This is a genomic window from Amycolatopsis sp. NPDC051758 (assembly GCF_044453095.1).
Lineage (GTDB): Bacteria > Actinomycetota > Actinomycetes > Mycobacteriales > Pseudonocardiaceae > Amycolatopsis.
The window spans coordinates 1-16,818 of the sequence record NZ_JBITCJ010000004.1; the positions used below are offsets into that span (position 1 = coordinate 1).

The 16,818-nt window shown below is 68.6% G+C and carries 9 protein-coding genes and 1 pseudogene; 2 read left to right on the plus strand and 8 right to left on the minus strand.

The window, feature by feature from the left end; genetic code table 11:
- The 5 genes and pseudogenes from ACIA5G_RS19490 to ACIA5G_RS19510 all read right to left on the minus strand — a co-directional run.
- A pseudogene (locus ACIA5G_RS19490) lies at positions 1–1,525 on the minus strand (hypothetical protein); the annotation flags it as partial.
- A complete protein-coding gene (locus ACIA5G_RS19495; protein ID WP_395924982.1) occupies positions 1,522–2,325 on the minus strand; it encodes a serine protease in 804 nt (267 codons plus the stop codon). The pseudogene ACIA5G_RS19490 and the gene ACIA5G_RS19495, both read right to left, overlap by 4 nt.
- A 53-nt stretch (positions 2,326–2,378) precedes the next feature.
- Positions 2,379–2,684, minus strand: coding sequence for a CU044_2847 family protein (locus ACIA5G_RS19500; protein WP_395924984.1), 306 nt, complete (start codon positions 2,682–2,684; stop codon positions 2,379–2,381).
- A gap of 323 nt (positions 2,685–3,007) precedes the next feature.
- Positions 3,008–3,670, minus strand: coding sequence for a hypothetical protein (locus ACIA5G_RS19505; RefSeq protein ID WP_395924986.1), 663 nt, complete (start codon positions 3,668–3,670; stop codon positions 3,008–3,010).
- 669 nt (positions 3,671–4,339) lie between these two features.
- Positions 4,340–4,696 carry a tyrosine-type recombinase/integrase gene (locus ACIA5G_RS19510; protein WP_395924988.1) on the minus strand — a complete coding sequence of 119 codons (357 nt, stop codon included), beginning with the start codon at positions 4,694–4,696 and terminating at the stop codon, positions 4,340–4,342.
- A gap of 270 nt (positions 4,697–4,966) precedes the next feature.
- On the opposite strand from ACIA5G_RS19510, the gene ACIA5G_RS19515 reads away from it, so the two are divergent.
- Positions 4,967–5,575 (plus strand): RNA polymerase sigma factor, encoded by a 609-nt coding sequence (locus ACIA5G_RS19515; protein WP_395924990.1) that lies wholly within the window; start codon positions 4,967–4,969, stop codon positions 5,573–5,575.
- On the plus strand, positions 5,568–6,740 hold the full coding sequence (locus ACIA5G_RS19520) for a CU044_5270 family protein (RefSeq protein WP_395924992.1): 1,173 nt from the start codon (positions 5,568–5,570) through the stop codon (positions 6,738–6,740). The genes ACIA5G_RS19515 and ACIA5G_RS19520 overlap by 8 nt, the downstream gene beginning before the upstream one ends.
- A gap of 254 nt (positions 6,741–6,994) precedes the next feature.
- Here ACIA5G_RS19520 and ACIA5G_RS19525 read toward each other — a convergent pair whose 3' ends face one another.
- The 3 genes from ACIA5G_RS19525 to ACIA5G_RS19535 all read right to left on the minus strand — a co-directional run bounded on the left by ACIA5G_RS19525 (position 6,995) and on the right by ACIA5G_RS19535 (position 16,818).
- A complete protein-coding gene (locus tag ACIA5G_RS19525; RefSeq protein WP_395924994.1) occupies positions 6,995–7,306 on the minus strand; it encodes a hypothetical protein in 312 nt (103 codons plus the stop codon).
- 62 nt (positions 7,307–7,368) lie between these two features.
- Complete coding sequence (locus tag ACIA5G_RS19530) at positions 7,369–8,034, minus strand: hypothetical protein (RefSeq protein WP_395924996.1); 666 nt, start codon at positions 8,032–8,034, stop codon at positions 7,369–7,371.
- Positions 8,035–8,043: 9 nt separating this feature from the next.
- Positions 8,044–16,818, minus strand: a complete 8,775-nt coding sequence (locus tag ACIA5G_RS19535) for an amino acid adenylation domain-containing protein (protein ID WP_395924998.1) — start codon at positions 16,816–16,818, stop codon at positions 8,044–8,046.

Here is a 16,818-nt window from a genome sequence, read left to right on the forward strand (position 1 = left end):
CGATCGTGCCTTCGACGATGTCGCCATCGTTGAAGTACTTGATCGTCTTGTCGATAGCCGCGAGGAAGTCTTCCTCCGACCCGATGTCGTTGATGTCGACGCCTCGTCGTGCCGAATCCGGCGGGGGCAATGTCGCCTGGTGGATTGAGACATAGTCGCCGGCTGCGTCCCACAGCTCGTCCGTGCGAGTCTCGACGATGGTCGCAGTACTCCCACCGGCACGATCATCGATGGGTGGCCCCGCCAACAAGAGCACTCGGCAAGCTTCGATCTGCCGCGCGAGTACCACCGAGACGGCGTGTTCCGCGCCCAGCGAGTTCTCAGTCTGCAACTGCGTGCGCTCGAATATCGCCAGCGCACGCTCGAGTTCCACTGTGGAGTGATGCCTCCTGGCGAGGTCAAACTCGGCAGAAGCAGCGTTCGCAGCCGCGACTGCGGCCCGGGGGTGGAACGGCCCGAACGTCTCCGTCGCCAGTTCCACTGCGACGCGCAGTTCGCGTGCGGCATCATCGAGCGCAGTGACGGACCGGCTCATACGGGCGACCTCCAAGCCTGCGACGGCGCTGTTCATCTCGACAGCCACAGCTATGGGATGGCTGCGGCCCAACGCCGCGACGACCCGATGACGTAGTAAACGCAGGTCATCCACACTCCGTGTCAAGTCGTCCACGGACCTCGAAGCCAGCGCGATCTCAAACTCCGCGTGGGCGAGATTCACCAATCCACCGATCGCGTGCGGGTGCTGCTCGCCCAGTTGCGAAGCGGCCCGTTGAACAGCGATAGCCAGGATATCCGAGCAACGTCGTAACTCCGCCATATTGCCCTCAGCGGCTGCGCGCGAACACTTCGCCGACGCAAGCGTGAGCAACACCAGACCCAAATACGGGTGATCGGCGCCGATCTCATCAACAACCGCGGCACTACTAACGTCCATCTGTCGGAGAAACTGGCGCGCGCCATCCACTCTCGCATGCATCATAGCGTTCTCGAAAGCAGCCGTTGCTAACGTGAACCACAGAATCGGCCGATTGTGGAAGGCCTCGATCCCCACGCCGACCGCCAGATCGTCGCTTCTGAGGTCACTCGGGCCGTAGACCGCTCTCAGGGCGAAGTCGACCGCGATCCGCAGGTCGTGTTCGTCGAGCCGGCCGCCATGGTCCTCGTGGCGCAGGATCCTGTCCACCGAGTCCCAGCGGCCTCGGCGCGCATGGATCGCAGCCTGCGCCGAAACCACGATCTTCTGCATTCGTTTGTCACGCATACCACGACGGCAGGAATCCAGTAGCACATCGGCGAGGTAGGCCGCCTGACCGTAGTCGAGCAGAACAGCGGCAGCGACCACGGTGTCGACCGTTTCCCGCGCGGTGCTCAGCCGCCCTGCCAAGAGTCGCTCACGCACGATGTCGGCCGCGGCCGAAACCTCGCTGAACGCAGTCCTCCAGTCCGCCTTCGACGCCGAGAGAAGTACTCCGACACAGTTGATCAGCTTGGCTGCGGCCGGGTCGAGCTCACGCTCGCCGCTCATCGTGCGTCCGCCCGTCCATCGTCCCTTTCGCTGTGCTCGAGGACCCACTTGTTGACCATGGCCTGGTGAAGGCCCCGCACTTCGGGATCGATCGCGCCAGCGGCACCGAGGAACCCGAGCACTGTACTGACGTGCCGCTGATCGGCGTCCTCGAAATCCAGCATGGTGTCCACCCGATCCAGGGTGCGCTTATACCCTTCGTCTCTCTTCGCCGCTGCCTTGTCGTGAGCCTCTTGAGAGTCCTGAACCTTCCGGAGCAAGTAGGCGGTCTGCAACGACTCGAATTGGTCCATCGCCCCTTCGATCGCAGCGGCGAACAAAGTGTTGCTGGCACGCATCTCGTCCAGGCGGTCGGGATACTGCTCGATCAACACGCCGATGACGCTGTGCTGTTCCTCCGGGACGGTGAAGACGGGCCCACCCGAATATCCTTGGTAGTTGCCGATCATGGTTTGAGTTGTCAACTCCACGGCGTCGATCACCCCGCCGGCCTGGCAGTCGTACAAGAGCGGTCCGACCACTTCGCCGGCCAATTCCGGGTCGGCTCTACTTGGCCGAGACGGCGCGAACCACTTATCGCCTCGCTGACACCGGCTCGCCACGGGAATCCGAACCGCCGAGCCGAGTGAGTGGCTCAGCTTGAGCAACGCCAAGTCCGAGGTCTCGGCTTTCGCTTCCAGCACAGCAGGCACCGGTGCACGGTCGGCCACTGACACCTGGAGACGGCACTCACTGTCGCCGACTTGGACGCCGTCGACGCAGTGAAGCGCGGTCAACAGCAGGCGCGGCGCGAGCAACACCCCACCTCCGCGATCTACTCCATCTCGGGACACCCGCGCCCGCGCGAGATCGCTCATGTCCGCTCGACCGTGATCTTGAAGTCGAACGAAGCTTCACCGCCCACGCGGGTCAAAATTACACCCGCGTCGACTTTCAGCTTGATCCCGAAGCTCGCCTCGAGCTTCGAGACCTTCCAGCCAGAGCTGACCGCGGTATCGTCCATCGACTTCTGCATGACCTCGACCGCTTCGGCGACTGCAGCCTGGATGTCCTCCCGACGCTCGGACAGGAGCTCGGCTGTCTTGGGTCGTGCCGAGATCTGACGGTTCCCGTCAGCACCGACCTCGACGGTCTCCACCAATATCGACGAACCCGCCACGCGGCCTCCCTGAAGTTGTCACAGTCTCAATAAGGTCGCCGCCGGACGGGGAACAGTTACACCCAGGGACCGATCGGCATATCGGACGGACCGGAATTCACTCGCGCGAGTGAACCAACCCCATGACCACGCGGTAGGCGTCGTCTGGCACCGCGTCGGCAGCTTCTGGAGACCTCGTCACTGAACTGGTCGTTCGCCCATATGGCCCGGCCGCCAGGAGACAGCGAAAAGACTTGCCAATCACGTCGACGCCGTGCTATTCGCCCGTGCCAGGACAGTGTCACAAGGAGGCCAACGACGACTACTCCAAGCAACAAGTACGCCTACGCCGAGATACTGTGCTCTGCACGCACCAGCTTCACCAGATTTCGCGATCGCTCCGCACCCACCCCCAGCGCCTTCCGGAGACTCTCGGCAGACACCGGACGCTGGTACAGCTCACGATGCCGCCGATCCTCACGCCGAGCCCGTTCCAGCAACTCGGCATTCACGTCCATGCCGTCTGTCTGATCCGCTGAAGCGCTGTCCGAGTCGATGGTCTGCGTCTGGGCAACGCCAGCCGGACGCTCGGTGGCTGGTACGGCTGCCAGCGCCTGCAGCAGCACCGGCCCCACCTCCGACCACCCGATCAGCAACAACGGACCCACCGCATCGAACAACGCCCTCCCCGCCTCGCCTGCGATCAACGGCTCCGCAACGTTCAACGCCAACGTCACCACACTCGAGGCCAGCAGCAACCGCCGCGCCGGCCGAATCACCTGAGCAGGAGCGCCTCGCAGCGACAGGGACCGAATGGCGATCAGCAGCCCGACCACCGACAGATCCACCGCAGGCGCCACCAGCGGCGCTACCCAAACCGGCACTCCCAACCGAAGCGCCAATGTGAGCACGTTCCCGAAACCGAACAGGAAGGTCAGCGCCACGATGATCCCCACGATCAGCGTGACCGCCGACAGCACCGGATCGCGCCCCTCGCTCGGGCTCAACACAGCAGCCGACCTCCCCGACAACCTCCACCCCGACCCGCGCCCTCCGCAATTGACATGCAAGGACACCTCGACAGAATCCGGCACGGACGTGCCCGAGAAGTGCCCGAGAGGTCTCGCACACGTCGACAGAACGCGGTATAGTCCGACACAAGTGATGGCCGTTGACCAGCCGAAAAGGTCTTGTCCGACATCACTTGGCACCACCCGACACCCCAAAACGCGTTCTCTTAACCAGCGGGTTCGGGGTTCGAGTCCCTGATGGCGCACCCCACTGAATCGAAGCCCACCTGCGGGTATCCTTGATCACGAGGATCTTGCCGGTGGGCTTTGATCATGAGTGAGACCGGCGAGGGACCAAATGGGGCCGACCCCGCGGGACACTTGGTCCTCTTAGGACGCCTGTAGGGCGCAGCCGCGGCAGTGACGTCCGATTTCCAGCGCCTCAACGCCTCTGACATCTCCCACGTCGCCGAAATCAGGCGCGAGGCGACCACTTGTTCACTATTGCAAATCTGGAGCGCGGGTAGTCAACGAACTGGGTCAGGACTGCCGCCGACGGTCCACTGCGACTCGCTTCGTTCTACGATCTCCAACTCGGTCATGGGCGGCTCGGCTGCGTCGACGATCTTCTTCAGGTTCTCAGAGCAGCTGGCGCACGGGGTCCTTCTACGGTGCGACCTTGTGTGCCGACTTCCGCGTCGACCCCGGCCTGCGGTGCTTCTTCGTTCCGTAGTGGCGTGTGGCTTTCCGGGAGTCGCGGCGGATCTTCTTCGCCGTCCGCCGCGCCGCTTTCATGACCAGATTGGCGGTGGCTTCGGCCGCCTGGTGCGCCAGGCAGGGCAACACGCTGGTGTAGGTATCGGCGGTCAGCACGATGCTCGAGTGCCCCAGCATCGCCTGCACCACCTTCAAGTCGTTCCCCGCGGCCAGCGACAGGCTCGCCGCACCATGGCGAAGGTCATGCAGCCGGATCGGCGGCAAGTCCGCGCCGGCGATGAGCTTTGCGGAAGGCATGAGTGACATAGCCGGGACTCCGCCGGGAGCGCCAGCGTGACCGCGCCGTGACGCAGGCCATGCAACGTCGCCGGCGGCAACCCAGATCGGTGTCGACCCAGTCACCGCCGGGCTGCTCCTTGGCCGCCGCATCCTGGCACGCGATTGTGCCGGGCCAGTACCAGAACCGTGTCCGATCTGGTTCGCCACCTCAATCTCTCGGCGGGCCGAGTCAGCGACCGGATGGCGCGTGCCCCGCGTGAACGCTTCCGCCGCGCAAACCCAATACTTGCTGTGACTATGACGCGGCAGTCAACTCCGGCAAGCGGTGATGATCGGCCTGACCTGCGCCGCGGTGATCTCGAGGAGTCTTTCCGGCGTCTGTTCGACGAGCACGCCGCGGTCCTGCACCGCTATCTGGTCGGGAGGATCGGTGTCGACATTGCCGGTGACCTGCTCAGCGAGACGTTCCTGATCGCATTGCAGCAGCGCGACCGCTACGACGCCGAGCGAGGAAGCGCCCGGTCCTGGCTGTTCGGTATCGCGACGAACCTACTGCGCACGGAGGTCCGCAACGAGGTCGCTGCCCAACGCAGGCAGTTGCGCCTGGCCGCGCACGAGCACAGCAGGCGGGTTGTGCACGGGCATGCCGATCGGGTAGCCGAACGGATCGACGCGCAGACCCGGGTGCAGCACCTGGCCGGGGCGTTGGCGGAACTCTCGCCGAACGATCTGGACGTGCTGCTGCTGACCAGTTGGGCGGAACTGGCGCCGACCGAGATCGGCGAGGCGCTCGGTGTTCCCGCCGGCACCGTGCGCTCCCGCTTGCATCGGATCCGGCGCTTGCTGAAGGCGTCCGCGGCATCCAGCTCCGCGCGCGACGAGGAAGGAGTACAGGCCGATGACTGAGGACAACGTCCACCGCTTGTGGACCGACGAAGAGCTGGACGAAGGGCTGCTCTTGATGCGCCCCAGCGAACTCGCCAACCGGCAGCCCCTGGCCGAGGCACGAAACACACTGTTGAACGCAGTGCGCTCACTCGAAGGAAGGGACACCCTGGTGGCCGACACCAACCCGGTGACCGAGCTGGCACGAAAGCCAGGGCTTCCCGCCGGACGGCGCTGGTGGCTCAGCGCGGCCGCCGCGGTAGTGGTCGTTGCCGTCGGCGCCACCGTGGCGATCACCGGTGGAGACCACGGTGACCCCTCGGCCCAGCCGACGTCGTCGGTGCCGGCGGTGAAATTCGCGTCGGTGCAGCAGGCCCTGGGCCAAGCGGCCGACATGATCCACGTCACGGGCGAGGCACCCATTCCCGCGGGGAAATTCCGGTACACCGAGACCCGCGGCTGGTACCTGGTCGCCAGCAAAGAGCGCCAGTTCGCTTTCCTCGCCGAAGAGCTGAGGCAGACCTGGCAGCCGAGCGACTTCGACAGTGAATGGCTGCTCAAGATCAGTCAGACGGGGAACAAGCAGTGGCTGGTGGGCAACGAGCAAACCCCCACCACCGAGGGCCAGAACAAAAACGAAATCCGTCAGTCCGGTGAGTGGCGCGCGCGGGGTGGCCAGTTCCCCGAGAAAGCATTGATCTTCGCCGGCCGGGGCGCCGGCAAATGGAGCGCACCCACCAAACAGCAGCTGGCCGACTTGCCCCGCGACCCGCAACAGCTCTACGACCTCATGCTCAAAGATCCCTATCTGGCGAACAAGCCCCGCGGCGGAGGTGTGCTGGCAGTCGCGGCCACTCTGCTGAAGACCGGTGTCGTACCCGCCGATCTCAAGGAAGCGGTCTACCGCGCGGTGGCCAAGATCCCCGGGCTGAAGATCACCGCGCAGGTGGCGAACCTCGACGGCCGCAAGGGCGTCGCCCTGGGTGTCACACCCCCGGACGGTACCTATCTCTACGAGATCATCGTCGATTGCGACACCGGCGAGTTCATCGGGGAACGGACGACCCAGTTCACGCCAGGAGGCGACGCGGGGATCGAAGGCATCAAAGCCGACACCGTGACCTCCTACAGTTCGGTCCACACCGCCATCACCGACCAGGCGGGGACCGTTCCGGCGGGAAACTGACCGGCCCACGAGGCCGACCAGAGTGGGCCCGGCACTCGCTCGGGGCGGGTGCCGGGCCCTGCGGGTGCCGAAATCACGTCCATGCATGTCAAACGGCATGTCCGTACTCGTGGAGGACTCCCCCGAGTCGGTCCTGCCGGCGTATCACGAGGCGTTCGATCCGGTCGGGTTCAAGGGCCTGGGGCCGGGCTCGCAGGGGCGCCGCGGCGGCCAGCGATCGGTGGGTTCGGTGCTGGTTGTAGTGCCGCTCGTACTCACGGAGCGCATGTCGGAGGTGAGTCTCGTTCCACCTCCACTCGGTCAAACAACACCTCGTGGCGCACCCTTACCTCCGCCCACCCGATCAGCAGCAACGGACCCACCGCATCGAACAGCGCCTTCCCCACCTCGCCAGCGATCAGCGGCTCCGCGACGTTCAACGCCAACGTCACCACGCTCGACGCTGACGGCAGCCGCCGCGCCGGCCGGATCACCTCGGCAGAGGCGCCCCGCAGCGACATGGACCGAATGGCGAGCAGTAGCCCGTCCACCGATAGATCCGCTGCAGGCGCCACCAGCGGTGCCACCCAGGCCGGCACTCCCAGCCGGAGTGCCAACGTCAGCACGTTCCCGAAACCGAACAGGAAAGTCAGACCGCCACGATCATCGTGACCGCCGCCAGCACCGGATCACGTCCCTCGCTCGGGCTCAACACAGCAACCACCCTGCCCCGCCGTCCACGCCACGAACCGCGAACGACCTGCACGAACAGCTCGGCAGAATCCGGCACGGACGTGCCCGAGAAAAGGTCTTGTCCGACGTCACTCGGCACCGCCTGACACCCCAAAACGCGTTCTCTTAACCAGCGGGTTCGGGGTTCGAGTCCCTGATGGCGCACAGTCGAAAGGCAAAGCCCACCAACAGTTTCTCTGGATTTCAGGGTCGCTGTCGGTGGACTTTGTTGATCTTTGAGCCCGAGGTGGGCCGCTGTCAGCCCCGCCATTGGGTGGGCCTCAGCGAACGAGGCGCGTGGCCCCTGCTCGGCACCGTCCTGGCGGCTGTAGCTACCGCCCGACCTGCAGATCTTCTGTCCCCGGTCGTAGCCGGTGCGGCGGACCAAATTCGCGGTCTTCCTCTGCTGCGCGAACCGCAATCGATTCAGCAGCGCGATCGTGCCCCGATCCAGGGGCACCACTCGGCCGCCGGCCGTGGTCTTCGGCAGGCACAAACCGCCGAGCAGCGGATGTGGGCCTTCTACGAAGCCGAGTGCAGCCTTGGGATCGTGGCCCGCCGGGGCCGGCGGGCCACGATCCAATGCCCGTGCTTATCGGGCTGCCCCCAGCGAGCCGCCGATGACGGCACGCATCCAGAACCCCGCGCCGGAAGCCCAGCGCAGCGCGGGGTGCTCCGACACGACGGCTTTGATGACCTCGTCTATCACCGGCGTTCCGCCGTCGCCGTTCGTGAGTACCACCAGACCGCCGGCTGAGGACAAATCGGTCACCGACAGCGCCCGGAATCCGACCGTGTCGCCGACGTGGCCGTATACCGGCCCGGCCTCGTCGAGCACCGTTCCCAGGCCGTAACCGACGCCGGCCTGGTCGGTGAGCAACTGCCGGGCCAGCTCGGCGGGCAGGAGCGCGCCCGGTTGCCCGAAGGCTGCCTGCCGCACGGCAAGCGCGATGCGAGCCAGGTCCGCCGAGGTCGTCCACAGCCCGGCGGCCGCGGCCTCCGGGACGGCTCGCCAGCCACCGTCCACCTGCCTGGCCTCCCGGCCGTGCGCGTGGGCGACTTCGGCGCCGACGGGGTACGCAGGGTCGAAGCTGGTTTGCTCCAGACCGAGCGGCGCGAACACCAGTCGTCGGGCCAGCTCCGCGTAATCCTCCCCGGTGATGTCGCACAACAGCAGCTGCACGACGGAGAAGTGGCTGCCGGAATAGCGGAACCCCCCGGCCGCTTCGGGGTGCACCCGGACCTCGGGGGTGGCCGCGGGCGGCACCCCGTCGAGGACGTCCACGAGCGACGGCCAGGTTTCCTTCGGGTGGTAACCGGCGTACCAGGCCGGCGTCAGGCCGCCGGTGTGGGTCAGCAGCTGGCGCAGGGTCACCTTCGCCGGAACGCCCTCGGTGTCGAGCAGCCGCCACGATTCCAGGTACGCCGAGATGTCCCGGTCCAGATCCAGCCGGCCGTCCGCCACCAGCCGCAGGGCGACCAGCGTGCTCACGTGCTTGCTCACCGACCCGCACTGGAACGCGGTCCCGGCGGTCACCGGAGCGTCGTCCCCGGCAGCCCGGACACCCTCCTGCCAGACGTCGACGATCTCGCCGTCGGCGAACACGGCCACGCTGACCCCGGGCACGCCGTGTTCGGCGAGGCTCGCGGTGACGTCCTTCCGCCCGCCACCGCGCGCCACTTCATCGCCTCGGGGGACGGTTGTGCATTCGGCGATCAGAGTGCGCAGATCGGCCAGGTGATCCTCGGCGAGACGCCGCACGGTCGGCTCCTCGTGCCTGCGGGCCGAGTACATCCAGCTGACGCGCAGACGCCCACCCTGCACGGCGACGCTGAGCTCGAGTGGATGCGATCGCGCGCACCGGCCGCTGCGCGTGAGGGTCAGGTCCGCCAGCTCCGACGTCGTCCGCGCGGCTGTCTCGTCCGGGCTGCCGGAGAGCTGCCCGTGATAGTTGAAGATCACCTCCGGCTGCAGCTCGGGCCGCGGCCGGAGCCCGTAACCGATGCCTCCGTTCGGCACGGCTCGCAGCGTCTCGGCAACCGTGGCCAGCACGTCGCGGCCGTGCCGGGACGCCGGCAAACCGAGAGACACCGGGTACACCGCGGTGAACCAGCCGACCGTCCGGGACAGGTCGGCGTCCAGCAGCGGCCCGCGCCCGTGCCCCTCCAGATCGACGAGTACCCGGTCGTCGCCGGTCCACCGGGTGATGGTCAGGCCGAGCGCCGCCACCAGCACCTCGTTGATCCGGTATCCGGACGCGGCGGGCACCCGGCGCAGCAGCGCCTCCGTGGCCGCCGGGTCGAGGGTCACGGTCACCATGCGCGTGTCGGCGACGGTGTCGGCCTCATTCGGCCGATGGTCGACCGGCAGCGGGGCACCGGGCGGAAGGTCCGACCAGTACCGGGCTTCCGCTTCACCCGCGGCGGACGCGCCGAACTCACTGAGCCGGTGCGCCCACTCGGCGAACGACGTGGTCACCGCCGGCAGCACCACCGGGTCCCCGGCCACGAGCTGCCGGTACGCGGTCCGCAGGTCGGCCCGGACGATCGGCCACGACACCGTGTCGACCGCCCAGTGGTGCACGGCGAGCAGCACCCGGTCGCCGTCGGGCAGACCTCGCAGCAGCAACGCCCGCGCCAGCGGACCGTCGGCCAGGCTCAGGCTGGTGTGCAACTCGCGAGCGGCGTCGAGCGCTTCCGGACCAGTGGCGTCGATTTCCTTCACCAGCAGCGAGTTCTCGTGCGGTGCCACCTCCTGCCGCCACTGGCCGTCTTCATGCGTCAGCCGCAGGCGAAGCGCGCTGTGGTGGTTCACCACGGCCAGCAGCGCCCGCTCCAGCACGGCGATGCGCAGCTCCGGCTCGCCTTCGACGGTCAGCAGATCCGTCTGGTTGTAGTGGTCGAGGTCCCGGTGCCCCGGTGTCTCCGCCCACCATCGCTGGATGGGGGTGAGCGGCACCTGTCCCGTGCTCACCTGCGGGTCGGGAACCTTGGCGGGTAACGGTTTCGCCGCGTCGACGGCAGCGGCCATCTCGGCCACCGTGCGGTGCCGCACGGCCAGCCTCGGAGTCAGCGGCAGGCCGGCTTGCCGGGCCCGGGCGACGATCTGGATCGCCAGGATCGAGTCGCCCCCCAGCCGGAAGAAGTCGTCGTGCACGCCGATCCGGTCCAGACCCAGGACGTCGGCCCAGACGCGGGCCAGCGCGCGTTCCGTCGCGGTCCGCGCTTCGGCGTGGCTGTCGTGGCGGCCCGCCCGCCCCGACGCCGGCGCCGGCAGCCGAGCGCGGTCGACCTTGCCGCCGTTGCTCAACGGCAGTGCGTCCATCGTCACGAAGACGGCTGGGATCATGTACTCCGGCAAGGTGTCCGCGAGAAACCGGCGCAGCTCACCGTCGGCCGGCGCGGAACCGTCGGGGACGACGTAGCCGACGAGCCGCTTCTCGCCGCGCCTGCCCGGCCGGGCCGCGACGCAGACGTCACGTACTCCCGGATGCAGCAGCAACCTGGCTTCGATCTCGCCGAACTCGACACGGTAACCACGGATCTTGACCTGGTTGTCGGTCCGGCCGAGAAATTCCAGGTTGCCGTCCGGCAGAAGCCGCGCCAGGTCTCCGGTTCGGTAGAACCGGTCCCCCGGCCGGGGGCTGAACGGGTCCGGGAGGAACTTCTCGGCGGTCAGGTCCGGCCGGTTCAGGTAGCCGCGGGCAACGCCGACACCACCGATGTACAGCTCACCCGCCACACCGGTGGGCATCGGCCGCAGCTCGCTGTCCAGCACGTACATCCTGATGTTGGCGATGGGCTTGCCGATCGGCACCGGCCGGGCCGGGTCGTAGTCGTCCGGCACGGTGTAGATCGAACAGCCGACCACGGTTTCCGTGGGGCCGTACTCGTCGATGATCCGCGCGCCGGGCGCGATCCGCCGCCACGCCACCACCGTTTCCGGCTTGACCTCGTCCGCACCGACGACGAAGGTGCGGACCGAGTTGACGAGGGTGTCCGCGGGCAGTGTCGCGCGCAGCACGTCCAGGTGCGCCGGGGTGATCTTGAGCAGGCTGTGGTCGCCGGGGCGGGTCAGCAGCTCGCGCAGGCCGCCGAGGCTGGGATCCGGCCGCACCAGGGTGACGTCTCGCCCGCCGGTCAGCGGCAGGAAGAAGTTCGGCACCGACAGGTCGAATGCGATCGAGCCGAGCATCGGCGCCCCGTGCACGCCGTCGAGCCCGTACCCGTCCACCGCCCAGAGCAGGTAGTTGTTCAGGCCCCGATGGCTGATCAGCACACCCTTCGGCCGGCCCGTCGAGCCGGACGTGTACATCGCGTAGACCAGGTTGTCCGGCGTCGTCACGTGCGGTGGGTCGTCGGTCCGGGCGGCGGCCAGCGCCCCGGCGTCGCTGTCAAGGCAGACCAGGCGATGGTCCCCGGCCGGCAGCCGGTCTCGCAGCGACTCGGTGCTGACCACCACCCGCGCGCCGGTGTCGGCCAGCATGAACGCCAGCCGGTCCGCCGGATGGGAGGCGTCGAGCGGCACGTAGGCCGCGCCGGACTTCAGGATTCCCAGCAGGGCTGCCAGCATGGCGACGCTGTGGTCGACGCACACGCCGACGAACTGTTCCGGCGCGACCCCGAGGCCGCGCAGGTGCCAGGCGATGCGGTTGGCCTGCTCGTTGAGCTCGGCGTAACTGGTGACGCCGCCCTCGGCGTCGATCACCGCCACGGCGTCCGGCGTCTCGCGGACCCGGTCCTCGAACAACTGGTGGGTGAGCACCTCCGGCCAGTCGACGTCGGTCTGGTTGTGCCGGCGGACGACCGTCGCCAGCTCCCCCGGCGGCAGGTGACAGGCCTCGGGGTCACCGTCGGGATCGGCCGCGATCTCCTCCAGCACCCGCCGGTACAGGCTGCCGAGCAGCTCGCCGAACTGCCTGCTGACCACCGTCTGCTTCGCCGAGAGCCGGACCATGCCCGTCCGGTTGGCCACCACGACGAGGTCGAAGTCGTTCGGGCTGTAGTCGATGCCGGCGTAGATGTCGACCACGTCGAGGTCGACGGTGTTGAAGTCGAGGTAGTTGAACAGGATGTGGTGCAGCGGGGCACCCTCGCCGACCTCGCGTTGGATGGCCGGCACCGGGTAACGCCGGTGTGGCCACAATTCCACCTCACCGGCGAACACCTGCTGCACCAGTTCGAGCCAGGTGCGGGCGCCGCGGCGGAACGCGAAGGGCAGCGTGTTGAGGTACATGCCGAACACCCGGTCCGCGCCGAGTACCTCGGGGCGGGTGTCGCACACCAGTCCCGTGGAGAACGACGGTTCGAGGGTGAGCATGCCCATCACGGTCAGGTGCACGGCGTGCAGCACGCTCTTGAGCGGCACCCGGGCGCGGCTGGCGAGGTTCAGCAGTGCCGGCCGCAGGTCGCCGTAGGGGATCTCGACGGTGTAGGTCGGCTGCTCCTCCTTGGCGCCGCCGCTCCAGCCCGCCGGCAGGGTCAGCGGCGGCGAGTCGGTGACCACCCGCTGCCAGTACTCCCGGTCGTCAGTGTCCTTGAGGGCCTCCAGCTCGGCGGCGATGAAGTCGGCGAAGCGGACCGCCGGCAGTTCGGCGAACTGCGGCGTCCGGCCGTCCACCAGGTCGTGGTACGCGGTGACGATCTCCATGAGCATCAGGTGGTAGGTCCAGCCCTCGATCACCGGATGGCATTCGGTGATCGAGATCCACCATGCGTCGTCGGCCGTGACGTGGGCGAAGATCCGGATCAGCGGCGGAGTCGCGAAGTCGAACAGATTGCGCCGCTCGGCCGCCATGTAGGTGTGGATCTCGGCTTCCCGCTCCGCCGGCGTGAGGTGCCGCAAGTCCTGTGAGCCGATGGTCATCACGGCCTCGCCGTGCACCAGCTGCATCGGGACCGAGTAGCTCGTCAGGTCGATCGCGGTGCGCAGCACTTCGTGCCGGGCGACGACGAGGTTGGCGGCGGTGTTCAGCGCCTCGAGCTGGAAGGGGCGTTCGCTTCGTACTTCGTAACTGGTCCCGTTGTGGTACGGGGCATCGGGGTCGGACAGCATCGCGACGGCCATCCCCGCCTGCACCTGGGACAGCGGGTAGGCGTCGACCACCCCCTCGGGCAGGCGGGCGGCGTCGGCCGGGTCCAGCAGCGCGAACGGCGCGACGCCGGGTACCGGGACGGCCGGCGCCGCCCCGGCCAGGAACTCAGCGAGGCCGGCGACGGTGCGTTCGGCGAACACGTCCCGGACCGTGAGGTCCAGGCCGGCTTCGCGCAGCGCGCCGACGAGGGCGACCGCGCGGATGGAGTCACCGCCGACGTCGAAGAAGTTGTCCAGCACGCCGAGCTCGGGAACGCGGAGGCAGTCACGCCAGATCTCGGCGATGCGGGCTTCCAGGTCGGTGCGCGGTGGAACCCGCTCCTGGTCCTGAGCCAGCCTCGAACCATCCAGTTCGGACAGTGCGCGCCGGTCCACCTTGCCGTTCTCGGTGAGCGGGAAGGCATCCACGGCGGTGAAGGTCGAGGGCACCATGTAGCCGGGTACGCGTGCGGCCAGGAAACCGCGCAGCTCGGCGAGTTCGGGCGCCTGCGCCTCGAACACCAGGTGCGCGCCGAGCCGGCCGTCCTCGGCGAGCACCACGGCGTCGCGCACGCCGGGATGGGTCGTGAGCACGGCCTCGATCTCGGCGGGCTCGATCCGGTAACCGCGGATCTTGACCTGGTTGTCGACCCGGCCGACGAAGTCGAAGTCGCCCCGGGGCAGCACCCGGGCCAGGTCCCCGGTCCGGTAGAGCCGCCCGCCCGGCACGGTGCCGTACGGGTCGGGCACGAACTTCTCCGCCGTCAGGTCCGGCTTGCCGTGGTAGCCCCGGGCGACGCCCACCCCGCCGACGTAGACCTCGCCGATCGCGCCGATCGGCGCCGGCTGCAGCAGTGTGTCCAGCACGTACGCGGTGGTGTTCGGGATCGGGGTGCCGATCGGGACGAGCTCGGTGGACGGCGGGCCCTCGACCACGTGGACCGAGTTGCCGACGGTGATCTCGGTCGGGCCGTATTCGTTGACGATGCGGGAGCCGGACAGGCGCTGCCACGTGGCGAGCAGCCCGGCGGAGAACGCGTCACCCGCGGGGATCACGACGGCGGTCAGGTCGCGGGCCTGCTGCGGGGTGAGGTGCGTCGCCAGCAGGTCGAGGTGCGCCGGGGTGAGCTTCACGAAGGCGTACGGCCCGCCCGCCACCAGCCGGCCGGCCAGCTCGTCGGGTGCGAGGTCGGCCGGCAGCAGCCGCACGGGACGGCCGGTCATCAGGGAGACGTAAAGGTTGGGCACCGTGAGGTCGAAAGCGACCGAGGTGAACAGTGCGGTGCCGTGCGGCGAGTCGCCGGCGTACTGCTCGATGCACCACTGGAGATAGTTGACGAGGCCGCGGTGGGTGACGAGCACACCTTTCGGCCGGCCGGTCGTGCCGGAGGTGTAGATGACGTAGGCCAGGCTGTCCGGGTCGACCCGCACGGGCGCCGCTACCGGCCGGGAAGCCAAGTCGGCTCGCTCGTCCTCCAGCACGAGGACCGTGGCGGACGGCAGCTCGGGCACCCGGTCTCGCGCGGCGACCGAGGTGAGCACCACCGTCACGGCGGAGTCGGTGAGCTGGTAGCCGACCCGCTCGGCCGGATGAGTGGGATCGACCGGCACGTAGGCGCCGCCCGCCCGCCACACCGCCAGCAGGGCGACCACCAGGTCCGGGCTTCGCTCCAGGCACACCCCGACCGGGGTTTCCGCGCCCACGCCCAGTTCTCGCAGCCGGTGCGCCAGCTGCCCGGCCCGGCGGTCGAGGTCACCGCAGGACGTCGAGCCGTCATCGGTCAGCAGCGCCGGGGCAGCCGGATCCGCGGCCGCCCGCGCAGCCACCGCGTCGGGCACGCTCGTCCACGGCCGGTCGAGTGCGGTGCGGTTCCAGTCCGACAGCAGCAGGGTCCGCTCTTCGGGTGCCAGGATGTCCAGTTCGGACAGCCGGGTGTGCGGTGCCGCGACCGCGGACTCGAGCAGCCGGAGGTAGTTGCGCGCCAGCCGGCGCACACTGTCGCCGTCGAACAGCTCGGTGGCGTATTCGATCACGCCGGCGAGCCCACCCTCGGGAGCTTCACCGACCTGCATGGTCAGGTCGAACTTGGCGACCGCGCCGGCCAGGCTGACGTGTTCGGCCGTCAGCCCCGGCAGGTCCGGCGGGGCGCCGTTGCCGGAAGCCCAGTCGAACATCACCTGGAACAGTGGCGTGCGGGAGAGGTCACGTTGGGTGTCCACCGCGCCGACGAGCCGGTCGATCGGCACGTCCTGGTGCTCCAGCGCATCCAGCAGCGCACCACGGTTCTCGCGCACCGCGGTGGCGAAATCCGGGTCGCCGCTCCAGGGAGTGCGCATCACCAGTGTGTTGAGGAAGAAGCCGACGACGCCACCAAGGTCGCCGCGGTTGCGCCGGTTGACCGCGCTGCCCACGGCCAGGTCGGTCTGGCCGGTCAGGCGGCCCAGCAGCACCTGGAAGGCGGTCAGCAGCAAGGTGTACATGGTCGCGTCGCTGTCTTGTGCCAGGCTCCGCAGCTCGCCGGCGAGCGGCGCCGGGACGTGGAAGGGCATCCGGTCGCCCGCCCAGCCCCGGATCGACGGCCGCGGCCGGTCGGTCGGCAGATCCAGCGGGGTCAGCCCGGACAGCCGCCGCTGCCAGTGCACCACCGTGCGATCCAGCGCCGGCCCGGAAAGCCGGTCCCGCTGCCAGGCGGCGTAGTCGGCGTACTGGACGGGCAGCTCCGGCAGCCCGGCGCCGGTTCCGCGCAGCTCGGCTCGATAAAGCGCGGCGAGGTCGGCGGTCAGCACGGCCAGCGACGTGTCATCGCAGGCGATGTGGTGCAGCGCGACGGCGAGCACGTGGTCACCGTCGCCGATGCGGATCAGGCGTGCCCGGACCGGGTGCTGGCGGCCGAGATCGAAGGGGGCCGCCAGATCGGCCCTGGCCTGCGCAGTTGCCGCGGCGAGATCGGCCGCGGACGTCCTGAGCAGCTCGGCCACGGGTTCCGCGTCGATCACCTGCACCGGTTCGCCGCCGGCCAGCCGGAACCGGGTGCGCAGCGGCTCGTGGCGCCGGAGCAGCGCGGTCCAGGCCCGCGACAACGCCTCGACGTCGAGCTCGCCGCGCAGCCGCAGCACGAACGGCACCAGGTAGGCGGGGCTGTCCGGCTCCAGCTGGTTGAGCGCGAACAGCCGCTGCTGGTCGAAGGACACGGGCAGCCGCCCGGCCCGGTCGGCTCGGGGGATCGCCGCCCGGCGGGGCCGGCGTACGGGCCTCGTGCCGGTGGGCTGCGTGTCGACGCTGTCCGTGGTCAT

Bases quoted from the DNA above. Each gene is read 5' to 3' on its own strand.
- ACIA5G_RS19510 (WP_395924988.1), bottom strand. From the start codon at position 4,696: ATGTCACTCATGCCTTCCGCAAAGCTCATCGCCGGCGCGGACTTGCCG.
- ACIA5G_RS19515 (WP_395924990.1), top strand. From the start codon at position 4,967: ATGACGCGGCAGTCAACTCCGGCAAGCGGTGATGATCGGCCTGACCTG.
- ACIA5G_RS19520 (WP_395924992.1), top strand. From the start codon at position 5,568: ATGACTGAGGACAACGTCCACCGCTTGTGGACCGACGAAGAGCTGGAC.
- ACIA5G_RS19535 (WP_395924998.1), bottom strand. From the start codon at position 16,818: ATGACCACGGACAGCGTCGACACGCAGCCCACCGGCACGAGGCCCGTA.